General features: G+C 61.2%; 24 protein-coding genes. 21 read left to right on the top strand and 3 right to left on the bottom strand.

From position 1 onward, the window contains the following. The first annotated feature begins 3 nt into the window (after positions 1 to 3). The 4 genes from ACP15U_RS18445 to ACP15U_RS18430 are packed head-to-tail and all read left to right on the top strand — an operon-like array spanning position 4 to position 5398. Complete coding sequence (locus tag ACP15U_RS18445; protein WP_043753627.1) at positions 4 to 1803, top strand: acyclic terpene utilization AtuA family protein; 1800 nt, start codon at positions 4 to 6, stop codon at positions 1801 to 1803. A 12-nt stretch (positions 1804 to 1815) separates the two neighbouring features. Continuing rightward, positions 1816 to 3285: an acetyl-CoA carboxylase biotin carboxylase subunit gene (locus tag ACP15U_RS18440; protein ID WP_043753624.1), complete on the top strand. Its 1470-nt coding sequence runs from the start codon at positions 1816 to 1818 to the stop codon at positions 3283 to 3285. After that, a complete protein-coding gene (locus ACP15U_RS18435; protein WP_233145717.1) occupies positions 3285 to 3788 on the top strand; it encodes an acetyl-CoA carboxylase biotin carboxyl carrier protein subunit in 504 nt (167 codons plus the stop codon). The genes ACP15U_RS18440 and ACP15U_RS18435 overlap by 1 nt, the downstream gene beginning before the upstream one ends. Before the next feature lie 2 nt (positions 3789 to 3790). Next, positions 3791 to 5398, top strand: a complete 1608-nt coding sequence (locus ACP15U_RS18430) for an acyl-CoA carboxylase subunit beta (RefSeq protein ID WP_138424259.1) — start codon at positions 3791 to 3793, stop codon at positions 5396 to 5398. A 111-nt stretch (positions 5399 to 5509) separates the two neighbouring features. On the opposite strand, the gene ACP15U_RS18425 is transcribed toward ACP15U_RS18430, so the two are convergent. Next, positions 5510 to 6121: a transferase hexapeptide repeat family protein gene (locus ACP15U_RS18425; RefSeq protein WP_204114562.1), complete on the bottom strand. Its 612-nt coding sequence runs from the start codon at positions 6119 to 6121 to the stop codon at positions 5510 to 5512. Positions 6122 to 6374: 253 nt separating this feature from the next. Between ACP15U_RS18425 and ACP15U_RS18420 the strand changes: the two genes are divergently transcribed. The 11 genes from ACP15U_RS18420 (at position 6375) to ACP15U_RS18370 (ending at position 17745) form a co-directional block, all read left to right on the top strand. After that, on the top strand, positions 6375 to 7559 hold the full coding sequence (locus ACP15U_RS18420; protein ID WP_204114561.1) for a lipid-transfer protein: 1185 nt from the start codon (positions 6375 to 6377) through the stop codon (positions 7557 to 7559). A gap of 24 nt (positions 7560 to 7583) precedes the next feature. Continuing rightward, positions 7584 to 8414 (top strand): SDR family NAD(P)-dependent oxidoreductase, encoded by an 831-nt coding sequence (locus ACP15U_RS18415; protein ID WP_204114560.1) that lies wholly within the window; start codon positions 7584 to 7586, stop codon positions 8412 to 8414. A 179-nt stretch (positions 8415 to 8593) separates the two neighbouring features. Then, entirely contained in the window at positions 8594 to 9223 is a 630-nt protein-coding gene (locus tag ACP15U_RS18410; protein ID WP_057817049.1) for a TetR/AcrR family transcriptional regulator, read from the top strand. Positions 9224 to 9227: 4 nt separating this feature from the next. Further along, complete coding sequence (locus tag ACP15U_RS18405) at positions 9228 to 10826, top strand: acyl-CoA carboxylase subunit beta (RefSeq protein WP_204114559.1); 1599 nt, start codon at positions 9228 to 9230, stop codon at positions 10824 to 10826. 9 nt (positions 10827 to 10835) lie between these two features. Beyond that, positions 10836 to 11630, top strand: coding sequence for a crotonase/enoyl-CoA hydratase family protein (locus ACP15U_RS18400; protein ID WP_138424255.1), 795 nt, complete (start codon positions 10836 to 10838; stop codon positions 11628 to 11630). Then, the gene (locus ACP15U_RS18395) at positions 11627 to 13630 is read left to right on the top strand and encodes an acetyl/propionyl/methylcrotonyl-CoA carboxylase subunit alpha (RefSeq protein ID WP_284483209.1); all 2004 of its coding nucleotides are present in this window, start codon (positions 11627 to 11629) and stop codon (positions 13628 to 13630) included. The genes ACP15U_RS18400 and ACP15U_RS18395 overlap by 4 nt, the downstream gene beginning before the upstream one ends. Continuing rightward, a complete protein-coding gene (locus ACP15U_RS18390; protein WP_036540250.1) occupies positions 13627 to 14793 on the top strand; it encodes an acyl-CoA dehydrogenase family protein in 1167 nt (388 codons plus the stop codon). Before ACP15U_RS18395 ends, ACP15U_RS18390 begins: the two co-directional genes overlap by 4 nt. A gap of 48 nt (positions 14794 to 14841) precedes the next feature. After that, entirely contained in the window at positions 14842 to 15408 is a 567-nt protein-coding gene (locus ACP15U_RS18385; protein ID WP_043753595.1) for a biotin transporter BioY, read from the top strand. Between the two features lie 132 nt (positions 15409 to 15540). Then, positions 15541 to 16428, top strand: coding sequence for an MBL fold metallo-hydrolase (locus ACP15U_RS18380; protein ID WP_308423374.1), 888 nt, complete (start codon positions 15541 to 15543; stop codon positions 16426 to 16428). Positions 16429 to 16636: 208 nt separating this feature from the next. Continuing rightward, positions 16637 to 16891 carry a hypothetical protein gene (locus tag ACP15U_RS18375; RefSeq protein WP_141102078.1) on the top strand — a complete coding sequence of 85 codons (255 nt, stop codon included), beginning with the start codon at positions 16637 to 16639 and terminating at the stop codon, positions 16889 to 16891. Positions 16892 to 16998: 107 nt separating this feature from the next. Continuing rightward, positions 16999 to 17745 carry a hypothetical protein gene (locus ACP15U_RS18370; RefSeq protein ID WP_088626515.1) on the top strand — a complete coding sequence of 249 codons (747 nt, stop codon included), beginning with the start codon at positions 16999 to 17001 and terminating at the stop codon, positions 17743 to 17745. 140 nt (positions 17746 to 17885) lie between these two features. Here the strand turns inward: ACP15U_RS18370 and ACP15U_RS18365 are convergent, their stop codons facing one another. Together ACP15U_RS18365 and ACP15U_RS18360 are read right to left on the bottom strand one after the other, a co-directional pair. Continuing rightward, positions 17886 to 18143, bottom strand: a complete 258-nt coding sequence (locus ACP15U_RS18365; RefSeq protein ID WP_043753586.1) for a helix-turn-helix domain-containing protein — start codon at positions 18141 to 18143, stop codon at positions 17886 to 17888. Positions 18144 to 18299: 156 nt separating this feature from the next. After that, positions 18300 to 18563: a hypothetical protein gene (locus ACP15U_RS18360; protein WP_202076281.1), complete on the bottom strand. Its 264-nt coding sequence runs from the start codon at positions 18561 to 18563 to the stop codon at positions 18300 to 18302. A gap of 201 nt (positions 18564 to 18764) precedes the next feature. Here ACP15U_RS18360 and ACP15U_RS18355 point away from each other — a divergent pair, with 201 nt between their 5' ends. Genes ACP15U_RS18355 through ACP15U_RS18330 form a run of 6 tightly spaced genes read left to right on the top strand, consistent with a single transcriptional unit; the run spans position 18765 to position 22892 of the window. Beyond that, the gene (locus ACP15U_RS18355) at positions 18765 to 19121 is read left to right on the top strand and encodes a hypothetical protein (protein WP_028093938.1); all 357 of its coding nucleotides are present in this window, start codon (positions 18765 to 18767) and stop codon (positions 19119 to 19121) included. Positions 19122 to 19164: 43 nt separating this feature from the next. Beyond that, the gene (locus ACP15U_RS18350) at positions 19165 to 19785 is read left to right on the top strand and encodes a lytic transglycosylase domain-containing protein (RefSeq protein ID WP_028093939.1); all 621 of its coding nucleotides are present in this window, start codon (positions 19165 to 19167) and stop codon (positions 19783 to 19785) included. After that, entirely contained in the window at positions 19782 to 20072 is a 291-nt protein-coding gene (locus ACP15U_RS18345; protein ID WP_009803468.1) for a TrbC/VirB2 family protein, read from the top strand. The genes ACP15U_RS18350 and ACP15U_RS18345 overlap by 4 nt, the downstream gene beginning before the upstream one ends. Positions 20073 to 20084: 12 nt before the next feature. Continuing rightward, positions 20085 to 20363: a type IV secretion system protein VirB3 gene (locus tag ACP15U_RS18340; RefSeq protein ID WP_028093940.1), complete on the top strand. Its 279-nt coding sequence runs from the start codon at positions 20085 to 20087 to the stop codon at positions 20361 to 20363. Further along, positions 20353 to 22728 (top strand): type IV secretion system protein B4, encoded by a 2376-nt coding sequence (locus ACP15U_RS18335; RefSeq protein ID WP_043753576.1) that lies wholly within the window; start codon positions 20353 to 20355, stop codon positions 22726 to 22728. Before ACP15U_RS18340 ends, ACP15U_RS18335 begins: the two co-directional genes overlap by 11 nt. Next, entirely contained in the window at positions 22725 to 22892 is a 168-nt protein-coding gene (locus tag ACP15U_RS18330) for a hypothetical protein (RefSeq protein ID WP_185959040.1), read from the top strand. The genes ACP15U_RS18335 and ACP15U_RS18330 overlap by 4 nt, the downstream gene beginning before the upstream one ends. Positions 22893 to 22902: the final 10 nt, after the last annotated feature.

Raw genomic sequence — 22902 nt, 5'->3', positions numbered from 1 at the left:
AATATGTCGGAACGAAAGCTGCGCATCGGATGCGCGTCGGGCTTCTGGGGCGATACGCCGGAAGCGATCGGTCAACTGGTCTCAAAGGGCGAGATCGACTATCTGGTGTTTGACTATCTGGCAGAGGTGACAATGTCGCTGATGGCGCGGGCCCGCGCCAAAGCGCCCGAGTCGGGCTATGCGCCGGACTTCGTCAAGGCGCTGGCACCCTGGTTGTCGGATATCAAGGCAAAAGGGATCAAGGTCGTTGCCAATGCAGGGGGCGTGAACCCGCGTGGCTGCAGCGATGCGCTTGCCAAAGCCGCCGCCCAGGCCGGGATCGATCTGTCCATCGGAGTCGTGCTAGGCGATGACCTGTTGCCTAGGGCCGATGAAATTCGCAAAAACGGTCAGACGGAAATGTTCTCGGGTGTCGCATTTCCAGATGATATCTGGAGCATGAATGCCTATCTGGGTGCCCGCCCCATCGCTGCCGCGCTGGATGCCGGGGCCGACATCGTGATCACCGGACGCTGCGCCGACAGCGCGGTCGCGCTTGGTCCCCTGATGCATGAATACGGTTGGGGCGACGATGACTGGGACAAGCTCAGCCAGGGATCGCTGGCCGGCCACCTGATCGAATGCGGCCCCCAGGGAACCGGCGGCAACTTCACCGACTGGCAGGACGTGCCGGGTTGGGACAATATGGGCATGCCCATCGTCGAGGTGTCCGAAGACGGCAGTTTCATCATGACCAAGACGCCTGACACCGGCGGGCTGGTCGTGCCCGGGTCAGTCGGAGAGCAGATGCTCTATGAAATCGGGGACCCGCGCGCCTACCTGTTGCCCGACGTGATCTGCGACTGGTCCGGGGTCACCCTGGAACAGGTCGGACCCGACCGGGTGCTGGTCAAGGGCGGCAGGGGGCTTGGGCGCACCGACAGCTACAAGGTGTCGGCGACCCATGCCGATGGCTGGCGCGCGGTCTCTACCCTGACACTGGCCGCGATTGACGCACCCGCCAAGGCCGAACGTGTGGCCGAGGCGATCCTGACCCGCTGTCGCCGGATTTTCCGCGACCGCAACATGGGAGATTTCCGGCAGGTCAGCGTCGAGGTGCTGGGGGCCGAGGCGGCCTATGGCGCAAATGCGCGCGCCCGGACCCGCGAGGTGGTGCTCAAGATCGGCGCGGTCCATGACGATCGCGCCGCGCTGAACATCTTTGCCGGCGAAATCGCACCGATGGCGATTTCGACCGCGCAGGGTCTGACCGGGTTCTTCGCCGGACGGCCAAAGGTGCAGCCGGTGGTCCGTCTATTTTCCTTCCTTCAGAGCAAGGCCGAGACCCCCGTCGCGGTCGAGGTCGACGGCAAGGATGTGCCCGTGAGCGTGGCCGCCACGCCAGTCCACCTTGATCCGCCTGCCGCACCGCCCGCAGATAGCCGCGAGCCCGGTCCGGACGTTGTCAAGGTCCGCCTCGTCGATCTGGCCTGGGGCCGCTCGGGCGACAAGGGGGACATCGCCAATATCGGCATCCTCGCGCGCAAGCCGGACTACCTGCCATATATCCGCTCGGCTCTCAGCGAAGAGGTGGTGAAGGACTATTTCGCCCATGTCTGCGACGGCAGGGTAGAACGGTTCGACCTGCCCGGAAGCCATTCGCTGAATTTCCTGCTGCATGACTCGCTGGGCGGGGGGGGCATCGCTTCGGTCCGCATAGACCCGCAGGGCAAAGGGTTCGCGCAGATGCTGCTTGATATCGAAATTCCCGTGCCAGCCGATCTGGCCGCACGTGACGGACTGAATGCCGCGGCCCGGAACTAAGAGGACGACACCATGACCATTTCGAAACTCCTGGTCGCCAATCGGGGCGAGATCGCGGCGCGCGTGTTGCGCACCGCTAAGGCCCGCGGGCTTGCGACTGCCGTGTTGCGTCATGTCGCCGAGCAAGAGGGGCCGGCGCATCTGATTGCAGATGAGGTCGTGATGATCGACGGCCCGACGCCCGTGGCCGCCTATCTCGATATTCCTCAGATCGTCGAAGCCGCCAAAGGGATCGGCGCGGACGCGGTTCATCCCGGCTATGGCTTTCTGTCAGAGAATGCCGGTTTTGTCGCGGCGCTGGAAAAAGCCGGAGTGACCTTTGTCGGCCCGACGTCCGAGGTCATCGACCTGATGGGGGACAAGGTCCGCGCCCGCGCCTTCGTCGAGGAACGCGGGTTTCCCGTCGCCCCCTCGGCCATCGAGGATGATGATCCGGCGAGCTTTGTCGAACGCGCCCGCGCCGTTGGCTATCCGCTGCTCATCAAGCCCTCGGCCGGCGGTGGCGGCAAGGGCATGCGCGTCGTACGCGAGGACAGCACGCTGGAGACCGAAATCGAAACCGCGCGCCGCGAAGGCGAACGATATTTCGGCGACGGGCGGCTTTTCGTCGAACGCTATATCGAACGCCCGCGCCATATCGAGGTGCAGGTGATGGGCGACGGACAGGGCAACGTGGTCCATTTCTGGGAACGTGAATGTTCGATCCAGCGCCGGTTCCAGAAGATTATCGAGGAAACGCCGTCACCGGCGCTGACCCCCGAGCAACGGGATGAGATCTGCGAGACCGCTGCCGGAATTGCCCGCGCCGTCAAATACCGCGGGGCAGGGACTGTCGAATTCATCTATGCACAGGATGGGGCCTTTTATTTCCTGGAAATGAACACCCGCCTTCAGGTCGAACATCCGGTGACCGAGATGGTAACCGGCTTTGATCTGGTTGCCGAGCAGCTGCGTGTCGCGGCGGGCGACGGGCTGAGCGCCGTGCAGGCGGATATTCCCCAAACCGGACACTCGATCGAACTGCGCATCTGTGCCGAGGATGCGACCGCCGATTTTCGCCCCGCGATCGGCAATATCCTGCTGCTGGACGAACCCCAGGGCGAGGGGATCCGCGTAGACAGCGGCATTCTGGATGGCGGCAAGGTAACGACCGACTTCGACCCGATGTTGTCCAAGCTGATCGTGCATGGCCCGGATCGCGCGCAGGCCATCGCCCGTGCCCGGAGCGCGGTGCAAAGCTATGTGATTCTCGGGGTAACGACCAACACTGGTTACCTGGATGCAATCCTTGCACATCCGGATTTCGCCTCTGGTGACGTTTCAACTGGCTTCCTGGCTGAACAATCCGAAACGCTGACCGCGCCGGGCGAAGATGTCTCTGACTTGCTGATGGCGGCGGCGGCCCTATCGGACGAGCGCCTGGTGAGTGACGTAATGCAGATACCGGAAATGTACCGCAAGATGGGTGGGTGGAGAAACTGATGCAACGGATTTTTCAGATGGACGGAGAAGAGACTGATTGCTGGCTGGGTCATGATGGCAGCCGGTTCGTGCTCAATACCCCCACTGGCGCTGTTGCCTGCCAATTGGACCCGACGGGTCTGCCGGGCGGTTACAAGCTGAGGGCCAAGGGTGTTGTGCGCGAATTGCGACTGGCCGTGGGGCCGGAAGCAACTTTTGTGCACATGGACGGGCGAACCTACGAAGTCGGGCGGGTTGATCCCGCCGAACGCCTGGCCGGAAGCGACGGTGGCGCGAGCGACGACCGATTGGTGGCGCCCATGCCGGGTGTCGTGGTGTCGGTTGCGGTTAAACCCGGCGATGCGGTTGAAGAAGGCCAGCCGCTTCTGGTGATCGAAAGCATGAAGTTGGAAACCACACTGACGGCCCCGCGCGACGGGGTCGTTGCCGAAATGCCATTCGCCGAAGGCGACAGTTTTGGTCTGAAAGACATCCTGGCCCAATTGGCCCCGGAGGAGGAGTGACAATGCGCAGGATTGAAAGTCTGATCGACACCAATGCCGCCGACTACAAGGCAAACTATGCCGCCATGTCTGAACGGCTGAAGGAATTCCACGCCCGCCAGCACGCGGCGCGTTTCGAACGCCCGCAACGCGATATCGACCGCCTTGCCCGCCAGAACAAACTGGGCGTGCGCGAGCGGTTGAAACTGCTGCTGGACCCCGGCACTCCGTTTTTGGAGTTTTCCACACTTGCCGCCTGTCGCGAATACGATGGAACCGTGCCTGGCGCCGCTGTGGTGACGGGCATCGGTATTGTGCAGGGTCGCGAGGTCGCCATCCACGCCAACGACGCTAGCGTCAAGGGCGGGGCTTGGTATCCACATACGGTCAAAAAGGTCGTGCGTCTTCTGGATGTCGCGCTGGAAAACCGCCTGCCGGTCATCCATATCTGTGACAGCGCGGGCGGTTTCCTGCCGCTGCAGCACGGGGTGTTTCCCGACCGGTATCTGGGCGGGCGGGTGTTCCGCAACCAGGTCAAGCTGAGCCAGGCCAATATCCCGCAGATTGCCGTGGTCGGCGGTCACTGCACGGCTGGCGGCGCCTATGTGCCGACGCTGAGCGACTACAACATCATCATCGAAGGCACAGGGGCGATTTTCCTTGGCGGTCCCCCGCTGGTCAAGGCGGCTACCGGCGAAGAGGTCGGTGTTCAGGAGCTTGGCGGCGCGGTCATGCACACCTCGGTATCGGGCACCGGCGACTATCGCGCCGCGACCGAAAAACACGCCTTTTCACTGGCCCGCGAGATTGTCGGCCAGTGGAAGCGCACGCCGAAAACGATCATCGAAACCGCGGCCTATGAAGAGCCTTACTATGACCCCAAAGAACTCTACGGGATCATTCCAAAAGACCGGAAAACCCAGTTCGACATGCGCGAGGTTCTGGCCCGGATCGTGGACGGCTCACGCTTTCACGAATACCAGCCGGACTATGGCACCACGATGGTGTGCGGCTTTGCCCATATCTGGGGTTACAAGGTCGGCATCCTTGCCAACAACGGGGTGCTGTTCAACGACAGTTCGCTCAAGGCAGCGCATTTCATGCAGTTGTGCAACCAGAACCGCACGCCTCTGGTCTTTTTCCAGAACATCACCGGCTATATGGTGGGCCGCGAATACGAAGAACGAGGCATCGCCAAGGATGGCGCCAAGATGCTGATGGCGCAGGGCGGCTCGGTCGTGCCGAAGTTCACAGTAATCGCCAATGCGTCTTACGGGGCCGGCAACTACGGGATGTGCGGACGGGCCTGGGACGCGCGCACGCTGTTCATGTGGCCCCAGGCCGAGATCGGCGTGATGGGGGCGGATCAGGCCGCAAATACCATGGCGGACGTCAAGATTCGGCAGCTTCAGCGCGAAGGCAAAGAGCTGACCGAAGAAGAAATCGCCGCGATCCGCGAACCGGTGCTGGAAAAATACAAGCGCGATGTCGAGGCTTATACCTCGACCTCGGAATTGTGGGACGACGGCATCCTCGACCCGGCGGACACACGCAACGCGCTTGGCATGTCGATTTCTGCCTCGCTCAATGCACCGATCGACGATCCGCACTACGGGATCTTCCGTCTGTAAAGGCTTGAGGGACGGCACACCGGGTCGGGGGGTGCCGTTCCGCGTCAAGGCGCTTGCATCTGGCGCTTTCGGAATCTGAAGTAGTCCTGACCGGTCCGGTTCCCGGACAGGTCAGGACGATGTCCGCCGCGCCTCCTGAATGGAGACGACGTCAGAGGCCGCCATGCCGGGCCGGTCTGCCTCGACCGCCTTCAGCGGCTCGACCGGCCTCAATCCGGCCAGACAATCGCGCGCAAGTTGCTGGTATTCCGCGGTGCCGCGCGTTTTCCACGCGATTTCTTTCTCGCTGACCTCGCGGATCACCTTTGCCGGCGATCCCACCACCATCGAACGCGCCGGAATCACGGTTTCGCCACGCACAAACGCCTGCGCGCCGACAATCGATTCCGCCCCAAGCTCTACACCATCCATAATGACGGAATTCATTCCGACCAGAGCGTTCCGGCCCACTGTGCAACCGTGCAGGATCGCGCCATGGCCGATGTGGCCGTCGCTTTCCACCACGGCGTCGCGGCCGGGAAAGGAATGGATGATGCAATTGTCCTGAACATTGGCTCCATCCCCGATCACGATCCTGCCGAAATCGCCCCGCAAGCTTGCTCCGGGGCCGATGTAGCATCCATGACCCAAGATGACATTTCCGATCAGAACGGCCTGGGGGTGGACATATGTATCCTCGGGCACGACGGGTATAAAACCCTTGAACTCATAACAGTATGCCATTCCGACCACCTTTCGTAAGCTGAGTGCTAAACGCTTGTCAGCGGTTGCGCCGGGACCAGAATCCCTCAATTGTGCCGCCGATCAGGGCGTGTGGCCCGAAAACAAACACAAGTTAGAAAATAGCGCAAGCTCCCTACGTCACAGCTTGGCGATATTGACACTTCCCAAGGTTGGGATTTAAAATCTAACAAATGGTAGAAAATAGGCTGGCGGACCGATTAGGGTGGCCTGACCGAACTAGGGAGAGAGAGAAATGACAGACAAAGCCTATGTTGCAGGCGTTGGGATGGTCCCGTTCCAGAAGCCGGGAAAATCCGAAAGCTACGATGTGATGGCGACCGCTGCGACCCGGTCCGCTCTGGCAGACGCGGGGTTGGATTATGATAAAGTCCAACAGGCCTATGTGGGCTATGTCTATGGCGACAGCACCTGCGGTCAGCGCGCCTTGTACCATGTCGGAATGACAGGCATCCCGGTTCTGAATGTGAACAACAACTGCTCGACCGGATCGTCCGCCCTGTTCCTGGCCAGGCAGGCAGTTGAAAGCGGCGCGGTCGAATGTGCTCTGGCACTTGGGTTCGAACAGATGCAGCCTGGCGCAATCGGTGCGATGTTCCATGACCGGGTCAGCCCGTTTGCGGCATTCGACAATGAAACCGACGAACTGGTTGGCAGTGCCGAGATCCCGCTGGCGCTGCGGTACTTCGGCGGTGCCGGCAAGGCGCATATGGACGAGTTCGGCACCCCCCTAGAAACCTTCGCAAAAATCCGCGCCAAGGCCAGCCGACATGCTGCGAAGAATCCGGTTGCCCTGTTCCGGCAGAAGGTGACGGCGGAAGACGTCATGGCCGCCCAGGTCGTCTGGCCCGGCGTCATGACCAAGCTCATGGCCTGTCCGCCAACCTGTGGCGCGGCCGCCGCGATCATTTGTTCCAAGGAATTCGCCGACAAGCACGGACTGGACAGTTCGGTTCGGATCGCGGCGCAGGCCATGACGACCGACGGCCCGGAAACTTTCGAAGCCCATGACATGCGCGAAGTGGTCGGCTTTTCGATGGCCAAGCGCGCCGCCGATCAGGTTTACGAGGACGCGGGCATCGGGCCCGAGGACGTGGATGTGGTCGAACTGCACGACTGTTTCGCCCACAACGAGCTTATCACCTATGAGGCGCTTGGCCTTTGCGGTCGCGGCGAAGCGGCGAAATTCGTTGATGATGGCGACAACACCTACGGCGGAAAATACGTGACCAACCCGTCGGGCGGTCTTTTGTCCAAAGGCCATCCGCTTGGGGCGACCGGCCTAGCGCAATGTACCGAGCTCGTTCAGCAGCTTCGCGGCCAGGCAGATGCGCGCCAGGTTGATGGCGCACGTCTGGCGCTTCAGCACAATCTGGGCCTCGGCGGGGCCTGCGTCACCACGCTTTATGAAAAAGCCTGATAGCGCCTTTCGGGAGGAATCAATATGACTGGAAAACTCGACGGGCGCGTGGCGCTGGTCTCGGGCTCGGGCCGGGGCATTGGCCGCGAAATCGCTCTCAAACTGGCCTCGGAAGGGGCCCGGCTGGTGATCAACGATCTGGACGCCGGTCCGGCCAATGAAACCGCCGAGGCGGTGCGCGCAATGGGAGCTGAGGCCGTGGTCTGTGCCGGCAGCGTTACCGAAGTCGGTTTTGCCGAACGGTTCATCAAGACCGGCGTGGACAGCTTTGGCGGGTTAGACATCATCGTGAACAACGCAGGCTACACTTGGGATAGCGTCGTTCAGAAGATGTCCGACGAACAGTGGCAGGCGATCATCGACGTCCACCTGACGGCACCTTTCAAGATCCTGCGCGCTGCCCAGCCGGTGATCAGCGCCAAGGCCAAGGAAGAGGCCGCCGCCGGGCAAGAGGTGTTCCGCAAGGTAGTCAACATCTCGTCCATCGCAGGGACCGGCGGCAATGCTGGCCAGATCAACTATTCCGCCGCTAAGGCCGGTATCCTAGGGGTCACCCGGACGATGGCCAAGGAATGGGGCCGCTATAAGGTCAACGTCAACGCCGTCGCCTTCGGCCCGATTCGCACCCGCTTGACCGAAGGCAGCGCGGATGGCGACAGCACGATCAAGGTCGAAGAAAAAGAGATCAAGGTCGGCGTGAATCCCGATCTCCTGTCCCAGATGGAGCGCATGATCCCGCTGGGCCGGGTCGGCACTCCGGAAGAAGCTGCCGGTGCCGTCTATCTGTTCTGTGCGCCGGAATCGAACTTCATTTCAGGCCAGCACGTCATCTGCGGTGGCGGTTTCGTGATCTAAGGCAGTTGCCCGGACCCGATGACGTGGTCCGGGCAAGCACATTAATGTCTGGGCGGCCTCTTGGCGGTCGCCAATGCGGAATTTTCCGCAAACTCTAGTCTGGCACGATCACGACGATTGACTCACTTGAGTTATTAACCTAACGGGCGTTAGTTAGGCGTTGGGGGATACGAAAGTCTATGGCACAAAACACGGCAATCAAAGTCAACGAGACATCGCGCAGCGCGGTTGGACGGGACGGGGTGCTGGACATTGCCGCGCGGCTTTTCCGCGAACAAGGCTACGGGTCCGTTTCGCTCCGAAAAATTGCCGAGGCCGCCGGGATCAAGGCGGGTAGCATATACTATCATTTCGGTTCCAAGGACGAGATCGTCGCGGCCGTTCTTGATGCAGGGATTCGAGTCGTTCACGCGAGCATGAGAGACGCCATCACCGACCTGCGGGCCGATACCGACGGCGAAACGGTACTGCGCGCCGCGATCCGGGCGCATCTGCGCGCACTTCTTGATGTGAGCGATTATACATCGGCGAATGTGCGTATTTTCGGGCAGGTGCCGCAATCCGTCCGGGATGCCAACTTGCCTACGCGAAGGGCCTATGAGGCAGAGTGGGACAGTCTTCTGTCCCAGCTTAAGAAAGACGGCACGCTGAAGCAAGACGTCGATATCCGTCGCCTGCGCCTGATGCTGATCGGTACATTGAACGCCACGCTCGATTGGTTCGACCCGGACCGCGGTAGCGCCGATGCGTTGTCACGCACCTATGCCGATGTGTTCCTCAACGGGATACTCCAAAGACAGGATACCTGACTTCATGGCACGTCTTGAAACAGCGGTGCTGACCGCATCAGAGACCTACACCCGCAACCACGCCGCACTAAGCGAGCGCGTCGAAACGCTGCGCGCGCGGATCGCCGAAGCAACGGCTGGCGGCCGCCCCGATATGGTCGCGCGGCATCGCAAGCGCAGCAAGCTGTTGGTCCGCGAACGGATCGACCTGCTGGTGGATCCGGGCACTGCGTTTCTTGAGCTGTCGTCGCTTGCCGCCTACGGTCAATACGGGGGCGAGGTGCCCGGTGCGGGGATCGTGACCGGTATCGGGATCGTCCACGGGCTGCCCTGCGTTGTGATCGCCAACGATGCGACAGTGAAGGGTGGGTCTTTCTATCACGAAACCGTGCAGAAACACATCCGCGCCCAGGAAATCGCAGCCGAGAACCGGCTGCCCTGCCTCTATCTGGTGGATTGCGGCGGTGCCTATCTGCCAGAGCAGGACCGGGTTTTCCCCGATGCCCGCCATTTCGGCAATTCCTTTTATCGTCAAACCAACATGTCCGCGAGCGGCCTGCCGCAGATCTCGGCGGTCTTTGGAGGCTGCACGGCCGGTGGGGCCTATATCCCGGCCCTGTCGGACGAAGTCATCATGGTACGCGGCAACGCACGCATCCATCTGGGCGGCCCCTCGATCGTCAAGGTGGCGATCAACGAAGAGGTTGATGGAGAAACATTGGGGGGGGCCGAGATGCATTCGCGCTTCTCCGGTGTGTCTGACCATCTGGCCGAGGACGAGTATCATGCGCTTGCTCTGATGCGCGACATCGTATCCGAACTGGGCCTGTCGCGCCCGATGGGTCCCGATGCAACCTGCGCGCCGCCGGCGCGCAACCCAGAGGAACTGCTTGGCGTCATCAGCGCCGATCGCAAACAGCCCTATGACATGCGCGAGGTTCTGCTGCGCATGATCGACGCCGGCGAATTCCGCGAATTCAAGCCCGGATGGGGTGAGACGCTGGTCTGCGGCACCGCGCGGATTCACGGCTATCGAGTGGGCATTCTCGCAAATAATGGGGCGCTTGTGTCCGACAGTTCGCTCAAGGGCGCGCAATTCGTGTCGATGTGCGATCAACGCAACATCCCGCTTTTGTTCCTCCACAACATCTCGGGCTTCATGGTCGGCACCGAAGCCGAGCGCGGCGGCATTGCCAAAGACAGCGCCAAGCTGGTCTATGCCATGTCGGTTGCCAAGGTGCCGCGCCTGTCGGTCCTCTTGGGCGGCTCATACGGGGCAGGCAACTACGGCATGTGCGGACGTGGTTTCGCCCCGAATTTTCTCTTCGCCTGGCCCACGGCGGAACTGGCCACCATGTCTGCCGACATCGCCACAAATGTGATGCTGGAACTGCGCCGCCAGAAAGGGGGCGACCCGGGCAAGATGGAGGCCGACATGAAGCTAATCGAGGAGCAGGTTCGGGCCCAGTACGGTGAACAGTCCGATCCCTATTATGCCACCTCGCGGCTTTGGGATGACGGGCTGATCGAACCCGCGCAAACCCGCGATATCCTTGGCCTGTGTCTGGCCATCGTGACATCGGTGCCCGAAGCCGGTCGCCATACGCCTGTATTCAGAATGTGAGGCTTCAAGTTGACCAATACCTACAACACGATCCTTATCGAAACCGATGCGCGTGGCGTCGCCAGGCTGACGCTCAACCGCCCCGACAAACACAATGCGCTGAATGGCGAATTGATCGCAGAGCTATACGATGCCGCCGAAAAGCTGGCTGCAGATGACGATGTGCGTATTGTGGTCCTGACCGGCGCGGGCAAGAGCTTCTGCGCGGGCGGCGATTTCAACTGGTTCGCCTCTAATGTCGAGAAAACCCGTAGTGAAAGGGTCGCACAAAGCGCCACGCTGGCGCGGCTGTTGCGCCGCCTTGACACGCTGCCCAAGCCCTTGATCGGGCGGATCAACGGCCCGGCCTACGGTGGCGGTGTCGGCATGATCTCCGTCTGCGACTACACCATCGGCGCCGAAGGCGCGCGCTTCGGTCTGACCGAGGTCAAACTGGGCCTTCTGCCCGCGAATATATCGCCTTATGTGGTGGCCCGCATCGGCAAGGTGCATTCGCGTGAAACCATGCTGTCGGGGGCGTTGTTCGACACGGCCCGCGCCGAGCGGATCGGTCTGTTGACCGAGGTTGTCGCGCCGGGCGACTTGGACGCCACGGTGAACCGGGTGGTGCATGATCACCTTCAGGCCGCGCCGGGTGCCGTGGCCGATACCAAGGCGCTGATCGCCTATGTCGCGTCCCACGATCTGGAGACCAACATGATCTACACCGCCGACCGGCTGGCCGATGCGTGGGAGACGGAGGAAGGTATCGAAGGCATCAACAGCTTCATCAACAAGGGCGTTCCGTCATGGCGGGTGAAATGAGCTTCACCCGCGTTCTGATCGCCAACCGGGGCGAGATTGCCCGGCGCATCCAGCGCGGGTGCCGCAAACTGGGGCTGGAAAGCGTAGCGGTGTTTTCGGACGCGGACCGCGACGCGCCCTTCGTGGCCGAGGCCGATCATGCCGTCTGCATCGGTGGGGCCGCCCCGTCAGACAGTTATTTGAACGTCGAGGCCATCCTTGAGGCCGCGCGGGCGACGGGCGCGGGTGCGGTGCACCCGGGATATGGTTTTCTGTCTGAGAATGCCGGTTTCGCGGCGGCGGTCGAGGCGGCGGGCCTTGTGTTCATCGGGCCGGAACCCGACGCTATCGCGCGGATGGGCTCCAAGATCGAGGCCAAGGCTGCCGCCGAAGCCGCAGGCGTGCCCGTCCTGCCCGGCTATCGCGGCGAGGATCAGTCCGATGCGCGCCTGCTACAAGAGGCCGAGGCGCTTGGCACCCCCTTTCTGGTCAAGGCCAGCGCCGGCGGCGGCGGACGCGGGATGCGGCTTGTCTCCGATCTGGGCGACGCACCCGAAGCGATTGCATCTGCCCGGGCCGAAGCGCAGAGCGCCTTCGGCGATCCGGCGGTGTTCCTCGAACGCTATGCGCCCCGTGCCCGCCACGTCGAAGTGCAGGTTCTGGGCGACACTCACGGCACCGTGCTGCATCTGGGCGACCGCGATTGTTCGCTGCAACGCAACCACCAAAAGCTGATCGAAGAAGCCCCCGCCGCCGATCTTCCCGAGGCTGTGCGCGACCGCATGCGTGCGGCAGCGGTGCGGTTGGCGCAGGCGATCGGCTATCGCTCCGCCGGAACGGTGGAATACCTCTATGACCCCGGGCGCGGTGAATACTACTTTCTGGAAATGAATACCCGGTTGCAGGTGGAACACCCCGTGACCGAGGCGATCACCGGCATCGATCTGGTCGAATGGCAGTTGCGCATCGCGCGGGGCGAGCCGCTGGCGCTGACGCAAGGCGATGTGCAGTTTGACGGGCACGCCATTGAAATCCGCATCGCCGCCGAAAACCCGGCCGAGAATTTTCACCCCGAAACGGGCGAGATCACCCTTTGGGCGCCGCCTGCGGATGTGCGGCTGGACACTGGGGTAGAGTGCGGTTCGGTCGTCGGCCACCACTACGATTCCATGATTGCCAAGCTGATCGTCCACGCGCCGGATCGGACCGGGGCGATCCGCCGGGCGATCACCGCGATCGATGCTTTTGCCGTCGGCGGCGTCGGCCTGAACCTGGCCTATCAACGCGCGTTACTGGCACACCCGGATTTTGCGGCGTTCCGTCACCATACCTCGGGCCTGCCCGAGATGTTTCCAGGCGGCTGGACTGAACCGTCCGCTGATCCCCGGGACATGGCCTTTGCCGCGATGGCGCTGCATCTGCGTCTCGTGCCGGCGGGCGCGTCGCCCTGGGAAAGCCTAGGGTCATGGCGACTCACAGCCCCTGCGGGACAGTCCGGCGCGGCCTTCTATTGGGACACAACCAAAGACGAACCGATCCGCATGTACGGCTCCGGGTCGGGGTTGACTGCCATTCAACCGGACGGCCAGACCATCACGGTCGAGAGTGCCGTTTTAACAGGATGCCGTCTGAGCGGACGCATCGACGGGGTTCCGTTTTCGCGCATCGCTTACGTCGTGCGCGCGCCGAGTCACTGGCGAGTGCACCTGCAAACCCCTGCTGGAATGACCGCGACAGACCTGCGTACGCTGGAAGACCAGCATCTGCAACGTGCCACCGGCGGGTCTGGCGTCGCTGACCTGTTGTCCGCACCCATGCCCGGCGCCGTGGCCGAGGTGCGCGTCGCACTCGGCGACCGCGTCAAAGCCGGTGACACGCTGGTGGTGCTTGAGGCCATGAAGCTGTTGCAAAGCCTGCCCGCGCCGGTCGCGGGCGTGGTGACTGAAATCTATTGTGCACCCGGCGATACGGTCGCCGGGCACGCCCCACTTATCAAACTCGATCCAGAGGAAAACACATGACCAGACAAGACAGCATTACTCAGGTCACCGGCCCGTTCAACGAAGACCTCGAGATGATCCGCAACCAGTTGCGCCGGTTCATTGAAGCCGAGGTGACCGCCAAGGCCGAGCCTTGGGAGGAGGAGGGCAAGGTACCCCGCGACGTGCTGCGCCGGATGGGTGATCTCGGCGTGCTGGGGATGCGCTATGACGAACAGTATGGCGGCGCGGGGCTGGACGTGATGTCCAGCGTGGTTTTGGCCGAAGAGGTCGGGCGATCCACTTTCGGCGGGTTCTCGGCCACCGTTCTGGTCCACACCGACATGGCCTCGCCGCATCTGGAAAACGCCGGCACGCCCGAACAGAAGGCGCGCTGGATGCCGTCGATCGTCTCGGGCGAAATGATCACCGCCGTTGCTGTGACCGAACCGGGCGCGGGCTCGGACGTGGCGGGCATGCGCTCCCGCGCGGTGCGGGACGGGTCGGATTGGGTGCTGAACGGCACCAAGATGTTCATCACCAACGGCGTGCATGGCGATCTCTACTTTGTCGGTGCCAAGACCGATCCCGATGCCAAGGGGTCGCGCGGGATCACCATATTTGCGGTCGAAAAAGGCACGCCGGGCTTTTCGGTCGGACGGGCGTTGAACAAGACCGGCTGGCTGTGCTCGGACACTGCCGAACTGATCTTCGAAGATGTCCGTATCCCGGCCGAAAACGTCTTGGGCGAGGTCAACCGCGGTTTCTATTCGGTAATGAAGAACTTCCAGAACGAACGCATTGTGCTGGGTGCGATGGCCTGTGCCGAAGCGCAAACCGCGCTGGACATGACCGTGGATTATGTCAAGCAGCGCAGGGCCTTTGGCGGCGTTCTGTGGGACAAGCAGGCCGTGCGCCAACGGCTGGCCGACTGTCAGACGCGGATCGCTGCAGGACGTCAGCTGGTCTATCACGCCGCCGGTCTGGATGCCGCGGGCGGTGACTGCGTGAAAGAGGTCTCGATGGTCAAAGCCTATTGCGGCGAACTGGTGAACAGCGTGCTTTATGACTGCGTCCAGTTTCACGGCGGTATGGGTTATATGCGCGAAACACCGGTGGAACGCATGTCACGCGATGCCCGTGTGCAGGCCATCGGCGGCGGGGCGAGCGAAGTCATGTTGGAAGAAGTCGCCAAGCGCATGTGAGCTTACTATCCAAAAAATTAACAATCTACAGAAACAAGGACGAAAAAGATGAATCTGGAAACCACTCAAAGCCAAACACTCGCAAAACTTACCCAAGAGATCTCGATAATTCTCGTCGGCACAATTCTTCTGACACTATCCGCCAAAATCGTGGTGCCGTTCTACCCGGTTCCCATGTCTACACAAACCCTGGTTGTCTTGGGTCTGGGCCTTTTCCTGGGGCCGGTGCGCAGTAGTCTTGTTGTTGTGACCTACCTTTTTGAAGGTCTGCTTGGCCTGCCGGTCTTCGCAGGCACGCCTCCGGCTCTGGCCGGACCGGCGTATATTGCGGGTCCCACAGGCGGATACTTGGTAGGCTTCGCACTTGCGGCGGCCGCCGCCGGGTGGATTGTTCAAGCACTGCAAGGACTTCGGCCTGCGTTCAGAGCATCTGTCGCGGTCTTTTTGGGTTCGATAGTCATGTATTGCGCAGGGCTGCTCTGGTTGGGTGGCTTTGTCGGCTATGGCGAAAAGTTGCTGAACGCCGGTCTTTACCCGTTCCTTCTCGGGGATCTGACGAAGGCGACAATTGCTGTAGTTCTGTATACTGCTTACCATAATCGCCGCGCTGTGTGACTGCCAGCCCAAGACTGTATCAGACTGTTTCAGTCTCATACGGGCCTGGTCCAATGTAAGTTGAAATAGTCCGATGCCGGATTTGACAGGCATCGGACGCCAGCCTGAGGTTTCCGGCGCCATGCGAGAGCAATGCGCAAAACTGTGCGAACCAAATTGTTCGCAATCAATACCTGGTCGCACACAATGAAAAGAAGCAGCATGTTTTTCTCAGAGCCGGAGCCTTGCCGCGCGAAGGGAGTCGAATTGGCCCCTGGAATTCTGAGGATCGTCGCGAACAATCCCGGAAAGATGACCTACCACGGGACAAATAGCTACATCATTGATACGCCTGATGGTCGGTTCATAATCGACCCCGGCCCAGCAGAAGACAGTACACATTTCGGGGCAATCATCGAAAATTTGGGGGCCAAACCATCTGGGATTCTGCTCACACACCACCATTCTGATCATTTTGGAGTCGTCCCAGCCCTGCGAGCACGGACAGACGCACCTGTTTATGCCTCACGGGCATTCCCTGACGATGCATTTCGACCTGACCGGTTTCTGGAGGACGGACAGGTCATTGCCGGTCTTACCGTCCTGCACACACCTGGTCACGCGAGCGACCACCTTTGTTTCGCGAGACCTGACGGAGTGCTCTTCACGGGCGACCACGTTATGAGTTGGAACAGTTCGATCGTCAGCCCCCCTGACGGAAACATGCACGACTACTGCGCGCAGCTACAGCGGCTGATTGAGCGCGACGATAGGATCTACTTTCCGGGGCACGGACCTATACTCCGGGATCCGCAACCTTACGTCAAACGGTTGCTTTCCAACCGCATGCGTCGCGAGGCGGAGATCCTCGCCCACCTCTCAAACACCCCGGATTCGGTCCAGAATATCGCCGCTTCCGTCTACAAGAAAACCGACCCACAAATCGCAATGGCCGCAGGACGAAACGTTGCGGCGCATCTGGAGAAGCTGTTGTCTGAGTCGCGGGTGGTACAAGATGGCGGGGTCTGGAAATTAACATAAGAAGGATTATGCGCAACATGAAATTCCCCTATTTTCAATAGGTTTCGCCCTCTACCACCTCCCTGTGGGCGAACCTCTGGCGGCACCGACGCGGTCGGTGTCGCCCCTTTTTAACGAGCCAGGAATAAGTTCAACCGAGATCAGATCACGGGAACGTCCCAGCCGAATAGGACTGAAGAACCGAAGCAGAAAAGGCGGACACGAACCGGTGAGCATCGAAAAGGAAGAAGCGGTTCCGGTCGCGCGGCTTGTTGACGGTCGCAGTGATCGAACCGTTGGTTGGGTCTATCGCTGGAATACGTCAGAACTGTCCATCCTCTGGCTCGATCCCAAACGTACGGCACACCATATCGATCCCCCGTTAAGCCGGAACACGATTGCGAATGCAAAGACTGTCACCACCGATGAGGTTACTGACCTTTTGGAGGAGCTGTCGCTCAGGGGCTCAGCCGATCTGCTTTAGCATCAAGGCGCTCCAAGACAGTTACAAAAATTCGAATTTGACCGCTCGACGATAGTATATTATCGTAATCCTCAGATTCTGCATCACAGTCAATCGAGCTCTTGGATATGCGCAATTTCCTTCGTAATTTTTTTCTCGCTGTCGTCGCGGGAACGGCCTCGCTGAGCGGAGGTGGAAACAGCGCGTCGGCGCAGACCTACCCGATCGATTGCGCCATCCTGCTCTGCCTCTCCGGCGGCTGGCCGGCATCAGAGCCCTGTTCGCGGGCACGTGCAGAGTTCATACGACGGATCACGCCATGGCCTGTCGAGCCTCCCCTCCAGATCTGGCGTTGCCCCATGGGGGCCTCCTTCGAACCTGTAGACGACCCCGGTCGCACTCGGCGTGTCATTGACATCCTCTTCTCCAACGCTTCTACCCTGCCCCAGAACCTCGCGGAATCTGACCCCGAAAAAGCTGGCGCCCTCTTGCCTGCCGTCGTGCGGTCGAAAGGCGTCGAGCCACTACCTCACCCTGACGGGTTTGCGTTACATCTGATCCAGGACCGAGCCGACATCGACATCAGTGGACCGGAGTTCAACTTCATCCGCTCGATCCGTGTCTTCGATGTTCGGTATGCGCGCCAACACGAATCCCGCGACAGCGATTGCAGCCGTTTCGAAACAGTCCTTCTCGGTTCCTATGGAATCCAGGGCGATTTTTACTGGTCTCGTTCGTCCGTCGCCGCGTTGCCCGAGGCGCATGTCGGCTTGGAACGTTGGGGCGATCATTGCCCCTCCATCTATCACCGCTCGGTGTTCGTCGACTGGCGAGACTATGAGGGCAATTACGGGTTCGAGCAGGTGAACTACTAAGACGTTGTCCTCTGCACCAAACCTGCATTTGAGACCGTGGATCGCAGCGTCCCATAACAATCCGCTGTTATCATTGCCCTTCGGTCCCACCGAGGCTTGATTTCGTCATACCATCCGAGGCGACAGCCCTTCGCCTCGTCTTAAATCCGGTGATCGAGTTCCGTCGCCGCCTCGGCCGCTGCCAGTAGCGTAACCGCATCGATCTGCAGAGCACGCGCGAGTACGATCAACTCAACTACGTCGACCCTACGCTCTCCGCTCTCCAGACGAGCGACGAAGGACTGGTGGCATCTGAGACGTAAAGCGAGCTCGGCCTGCGTTAAGCCAGCCGCCTTCCGCGCCGCAATCAAAGCGTCGCGAAGTGCCTCATGTCCCGAACTCCTGATCGTTTTCGCCACGTGTCACAAACCTCTTGTGACAGGGCTAATCTACTTTATAGATTATCTAAAAAGTGGATAGTGGGCGTTTACATGATGATAGAGACTCCGAACTGCACGCCGCCGATACGGCCAGATTTCACAAGACGGCGGCCCTTCGAAAAGGTCGCGGCCAATTCACTCGTCCATCAATTCCAGGAAGCGTCCGTAGTCCTGGCTCACCTCGCGCGCCTCTTCGAACGCCCGCGCGCGCTCAACCTCAAGGCACCGAAAGTAGCTCTGGATGTCCCGCATGTAGATCTCAAAGTCGCTGCGGATGAGATCGACATAGTCCCGCGCGGCTTGAGAATCGCTTGGCACGAACGGCCTGGGCGGCGGCAAACAGGACGCGGCGGAGACTTCGCCTGCCAGGCACGCGACCAGAAGTATAGCTTGTGCCATGATCGACACGCACAACCTGAAGGCGTCCAAGCCCCTTATTTTCTTGATCAAATGCATGGGAACCGTCTATTCGTCAATTGAGCAACAATCCGCTTGTCGCATCAAAAGTTTATCTTGTGCGCCAATACTATATCATCGTATGCCTGGACTTCAACACCTGAAGCCTGGTCATTCGCCCTATTGGAGAACGTGATCCGGGTGATGGACCTAGAAAAAGAAGCCCCGAATGTGGTCACCGAACCCAGATTCCGCGATCTGGTCGCCAGCGGCTATCGCGTCGAAGTTGTCTGCAAGGAAGACGCCTTCAAGAAAGGCCCCAACTGGCATGGGGTCTGGATCATGCGCGCTGTCAGCGACGATGGGATCGAGAAACTTCTGGTCACGGCCCGGACCCGAACCTCGCGCAACGACATCAAGATCCGCGAGATCAAGACCGTCACCGGGGTCATCTCCTTCCTGCAAGGGATCGGTTTCTCGCACGCCGACGTGCCTCTGGAAGAGGGCAAGCGGACGGTTCACAAACTCTCCAGCGAAGAGATGGCTGCCAGCCGGGCTTAGCGCCCTTTTCCTTTCCTACCTGGGCCTCCCGGCATCGGCAGACATGGTCCTGGTGATGGCGGGGGACGGTTCTCTTTCGCCGTCGCGCGCCCAGGAGCGGTTCGCGCGCAACTACAATGACGGGGTTGGCGTTGGCTCGGCTTCGGACGGTTTGCGCATCTTGGGCGAGGAGCGCCGCACTGAGCGACGTGAAGGGGTGCGCGTCGCGGCGATGATCCCTCGCGCGCTCACACCACGCCCGGATATCCTCGCCGCGATCGAGGAGACCGGACTGCGCTATGCGAGCCACCCTGGGCTCCGTGCAGCCGATATCACCGTCACGGACTGGCTCCACCTCTATCGCGCCAATATCGAGATCGAGAGTGCGTACAATCCGCACGCCGTCTCCCATGTCGGGGCGGTCGGGCTCGGGCAGTTGATGCCCGATACAGCCCGCGCTCTTGCCGTCGACCCCCATGATTGGAAACAGAACCTCGACGGCTCCGCGCGTTACCTCGCCCTGATGTTGGCCGAGTTTGGCGACGCGCGACTCGCGCTCGCCGCCTACAATGCCGGACCCGACGCCGTGCGCGAGCATTCCGGCATTCCACCGTTTCGAGAAACCCAAAACCACGTCCAGCGGGTGCTGGCCGTCTTCAACCGGCTGGAAGGAGCGTCCCCATGAAGCCATTGACGAAATCCCTGATCACCCTTGCCGCTCTCCTCATCGTTGCGGCAGAACCGGCCCTGGCCCAGAGCATCGACCTCTCACCGATTCAGAGCTTGCTTCAGGGCATCGTGGACGCGCTGACCGGACCGCTTGGAGTCGTCATCGCCACCCTCGCGGTCCTCGGCGTGTTCCTCAGCTGGTTCTTCAACATCATCGATCTGCGCCAAGCCCTCTGGGTGCTGGTGGGCATCGCGGGTGTTGCGGCCGCGCCGACCATCGTTGCCGCCGTCTTCGGGTCGTGAGAGGAGGCGAACGTGGCCGAACGATCGCCGCTCTTTCTGGGCCTCGTACGCCCGCCCAAGCTCCTCGGCCTGCCGATCATGTATGCCATGGTCTGGCTCTTCGGCTCTGTGCTGCTCTTCGTCTGGGTGCAGCACCTGGTTGTCCTGGGCATCACGGCGGTGCTCTATCCGGTTCTCTGGAAAGCGGCTGACTGGGATCCGCGTTTCATCGACGTGATGATGACGGCGATGCAGGAGACGCCGCCGACGCGGAACCGGTCCATCCACGGGGGCGATAGCTATGCGCCATAGTGAAGCCCTGGACGAGACCGTCGATGAACGCACCCTCATGCCGGCCTGGTATGCCCGCGAGAAACGCCTCGCGCACATGCTGCCCTATGTCAGCCTCGTCGATGATCAGACAGTCCGCACCCGGGTCAACGAACTCTTCCAATGCATCCGCCTGAGCGGGGTGAACAGCTACACCACGGACGACGCCTATCTCGACAAGGTGACGGCGCTCTTTGCCCGGATCATCGCGCAGCTGGGCCCCGAGTTCAGCTACTACGTGCACAAGGTCTCGAAGTCGATCACGCCGGACCTGCTCCCGGTCAAGGGGGACGGCTTCGCTCACGCCGTGGATGATGCCTGGCGCGCAAAGCTGGCCTCGGCAGGTCTCCGGGACAAGACCCTCACACTCACAATCATCCACCGCCCGACGCCCAGTAGTTTTCTTGGTTTCGTGAACCGTTCCGCACCGGAACGCTTTAAGGCGGAGACCGCGAAACGGATCAGGCGCCTCAACGAGGCGGTCGGGGTCTTCACCTCCGGCCTGGCGGAACTCAAGCCCCGCATCCTTTCAGCAGCTTCTGGCGAGTTGGTTGGATTCCTCGGCGCGCTCAACACGGGCCGCGAGTTGCCGCTTTACCCCGCCAACCGCTACGGGTTTCTGGCTTACAACATTGCCAACACTCGCGTGACGTTTCTCGAAGATCACTTCGAGCTTTCCAATGGCGTTGTCGGCCATCGCTTCGGCAAGAGCTTCACCATCGGCGAATATGCCGAAGGAACGACCTGCACGATGTTCGACATGCTGAACCTGCCGGTCGACATGATCGTCACGCATTCCTTCACGCCGATCAATTCAAACCTGATGGCGGGCCGGATCAAACGCCAGAAGCGTCAAATGCAGGCCTCTCAGGATGCCGCTCTTTCGCTCCTCGAGGCGCTCGACATCGCGCACGACGATCTTGAGGCCAAACGCCAAAGCTTCGGTGAGCACCACATGGTCGTGACGGTCTTCAGTGACAGTCTTGACGAGTTGCAGTCCCTCGGAGCCGAGATCGTGAACGCCGCGGCCGCCGAGGGCGTGAAGATGATCGGCGAGCGGATGGCCGCGAAATCTCACTACTTCAGCCAGCATCCGGGCAACCAGCCAAAACGGGTCCGCGCCAGTGCCGTCACCAACCGCAACTTTGCGGACTTCGCAGCACTTCACCGGACGCAACTCGGCAAGGAAAAACACCAGCTTCCCTGGGGCCAGGAGATTACACTCTTCCCGACCCCGGAGCAGAGCGCCTACCGGTTCTCCTACCACGAGCAGGGCAGCCCCGAGACGGAGCCCACCAGCGGCCACACCCTCATTCTAGGCCGCCCCGGTTCCGGCAAGTCCGTCCTCTCGGCCTTCCTCATGACGCAAGCCCGGCGGGTCGGCGCGCGCATCTTCGTTTTCGACTACCGGCTCGGGATGGAAATGGCCGTCCGCGCCAATGGCGGGCGCTACGCCTCGATCAAGGCGGGACAGGCGACCGGCCTCAACCCGCTCTGGACCGAGATCGATGAGCGCGGCACGGCCTGGCTTTCGGATTGGCTCGCCTCCTTGCTCTACCGCTCCGACAAGCCCCTGACCCCGGCGCAAACGAACCGCATCAAGGAGGTGGTCCGCCAGAACTCCACAGCCACCAACCCGGCCTTGCGGAACTGGAAGGACTTCGCCTCGCTCTTTGTCTCGACCGACGACAATGGCGATCTTCACCAGCGGCTTCTCGAATGGACCGAGGATGGGCGATACGGCTGGATTTTCGGCCAAAGCCTGGAGGACACTTTCTCGCTTGATGGCGACGTCGTGGGGTTCGACCTGACCGGCATTCTCGACAGCGAAAGCGAGAAGGAGCGCATGGCGGTGCTCTCCTATCTTTTCCGCCGGATTGAGCGAGAGATCGAGGACCGGCGTCCCACCATCATCGTGATCGACGAGGCATGGAAGGCGCTCGACAACCCATACTTTGCCGAACGGCTCTCGAACTGGCTGGTGACCGCCCGGAAACAGAACACGGTCGCGGTGATGATGACGCAATATGCGAGCCAGCTCGAACGCACGCGGACCGGCAAGACCATCGTCGAGGCGGTGCCAACCCAGATCCTGCTCCCCAACATCCGGGCGCACGCCTCGGATTACGCGATGCTGAACCTCTTCGAGAAGGAACTCGACGTGCTCCTGAACACCGGCAGCGACAGCCGCCTCGCGCTCATCCGTGACGACGGTGGCTCGGTGGTGGTCGATGCCGACCTCTCCGCCCTCGGCCCCCTCCTCACCATCCTCGGCGGCATGGAAAAGGGCGAGGCCCTCGTCGGCCCCGACTACCGCGACCGTCCTGATTTCTGGAGGCTCTCATGATCCGACCCCTTATCCTCCTCGCCGCGCTCGGCGTTCTCTCTTCCTGCGCCGAATATCGCGAACCCAAGGCCAACTGTTTCGCTTTCCGCGCCTCGCTCGACCGCGCCGAGCCGGATTGCATTTTCACACCCATCGGAAACCCGGACGACAGCGTTGAGGCCTAGGGTCGCACAT

This window comes from Primorskyibacter sp. S87 (genome assembly GCF_049801055.1).
Taxonomy (GTDB): domain Bacteria; phylum Pseudomonadota; class Alphaproteobacteria; order Rhodobacterales; family Rhodobacteraceae; genus JBNAGF01.
Note: the sequence above shows the minus strand (reverse complement) of the source record. Positions and strands in the feature narration are given on the sequence as shown.

What these genes read in the sequence shown, in the direction of transcription:
- ACP15U_RS18395 (WP_284483209.1), top strand. Translation starts at nt 11,627, where the DNA reads ATGAGCTTCACCCGCGTTCTGATCGCCAACCGGGGCGAGATTGCCCGG.
- ACP15U_RS18415 (WP_204114560.1), top strand. Translation starts at nt 7,584, where the DNA reads ATGACTGGAAAACTCGACGGGCGCGTGGCGCTGGTCTCGGGCTCGGGC.
- ACP15U_RS18405 (WP_204114559.1), top strand. Translation starts at nt 9,228, where the DNA reads ATGGCACGTCTTGAAACAGCGGTGCTGACCGCATCAGAGACCTACACC.
- ACP15U_RS18440 (WP_043753624.1), top strand. Translation starts at nt 1,816, where the DNA reads ATGACCATTTCGAAACTCCTGGTCGCCAATCGGGGCGAGATCGCGGCG.
- ACP15U_RS18435 (WP_233145717.1), top strand. Translation starts at nt 3,285, where the DNA reads ATGCAACGGATTTTTCAGATGGACGGAGAAGAGACTGATTGCTGGCTG.
- ACP15U_RS18390 (WP_036540250.1), top strand. Translation starts at nt 13,627, where the DNA reads ATGACCAGACAAGACAGCATTACTCAGGTCACCGGCCCGTTCAACGAA.
- ACP15U_RS18445 (WP_043753627.1), top strand. Translation starts at nt 4, where the DNA reads ATGTCGGAACGAAAGCTGCGCATCGGATGCGCGTCGGGCTTCTGGGGC.
- ACP15U_RS18345 (WP_009803468.1), top strand. Translation starts at nt 19,782, where the DNA reads ATGAAGCCATTGACGAAATCCCTGATCACCCTTGCCGCTCTCCTCATC.
- ACP15U_RS18330 (WP_185959040.1), top strand. Translation starts at nt 22,725, where the DNA reads ATGATCCGACCCCTTATCCTCCTCGCCGCGCTCGGCGTTCTCTCTTCC.
- ACP15U_RS18360 (WP_202076281.1), bottom strand. Translation starts at nt 18,563, where the DNA reads ATGGCACAAGCTATACTTCTGGTCGCGTGCCTGGCAGGCGAAGTCTCC.
- ACP15U_RS18420 (WP_204114561.1), top strand. Translation starts at nt 6,375, where the DNA reads ATGACAGACAAAGCCTATGTTGCAGGCGTTGGGATGGTCCCGTTCCAG.
- ACP15U_RS18430 (WP_138424259.1), top strand. Translation starts at nt 3,791, where the DNA reads ATGCGCAGGATTGAAAGTCTGATCGACACCAATGCCGCCGACTACAAG.
- ACP15U_RS18355 (WP_028093938.1), top strand. Translation starts at nt 18,765, where the DNA reads ATGGACCTAGAAAAAGAAGCCCCGAATGTGGTCACCGAACCCAGATTC.
- ACP15U_RS18410 (WP_057817049.1), top strand. Translation starts at nt 8,594, where the DNA reads ATGGCACAAAACACGGCAATCAAAGTCAACGAGACATCGCGCAGCGCG.
- ACP15U_RS18425 (WP_204114562.1), bottom strand. Translation starts at nt 6,121, where the DNA reads ATGGCATACTGTTATGAGTTCAAGGGTTTTATACCCGTCGTGCCCGAG.
- ACP15U_RS18385 (WP_043753595.1), top strand. Translation starts at nt 14,842, where the DNA reads ATGAATCTGGAAACCACTCAAAGCCAAACACTCGCAAAACTTACCCAA.
- ACP15U_RS18370 (WP_088626515.1), top strand. Translation starts at nt 16,999, where the DNA reads ATGCGCAATTTCCTTCGTAATTTTTTTCTCGCTGTCGTCGCGGGAACG.
- ACP15U_RS18380 (WP_308423374.1), top strand. Translation starts at nt 15,541, where the DNA reads ATGCGCAAAACTGTGCGAACCAAATTGTTCGCAATCAATACCTGGTCG.
- ACP15U_RS18335 (WP_043753576.1), top strand. Translation starts at nt 20,353, where the DNA reads ATGCGCCATAGTGAAGCCCTGGACGAGACCGTCGATGAACGCACCCTC.
- ACP15U_RS18350 (WP_028093939.1), top strand. Translation starts at nt 19,165, where the DNA reads ATGGTCCTGGTGATGGCGGGGGACGGTTCTCTTTCGCCGTCGCGCGCC.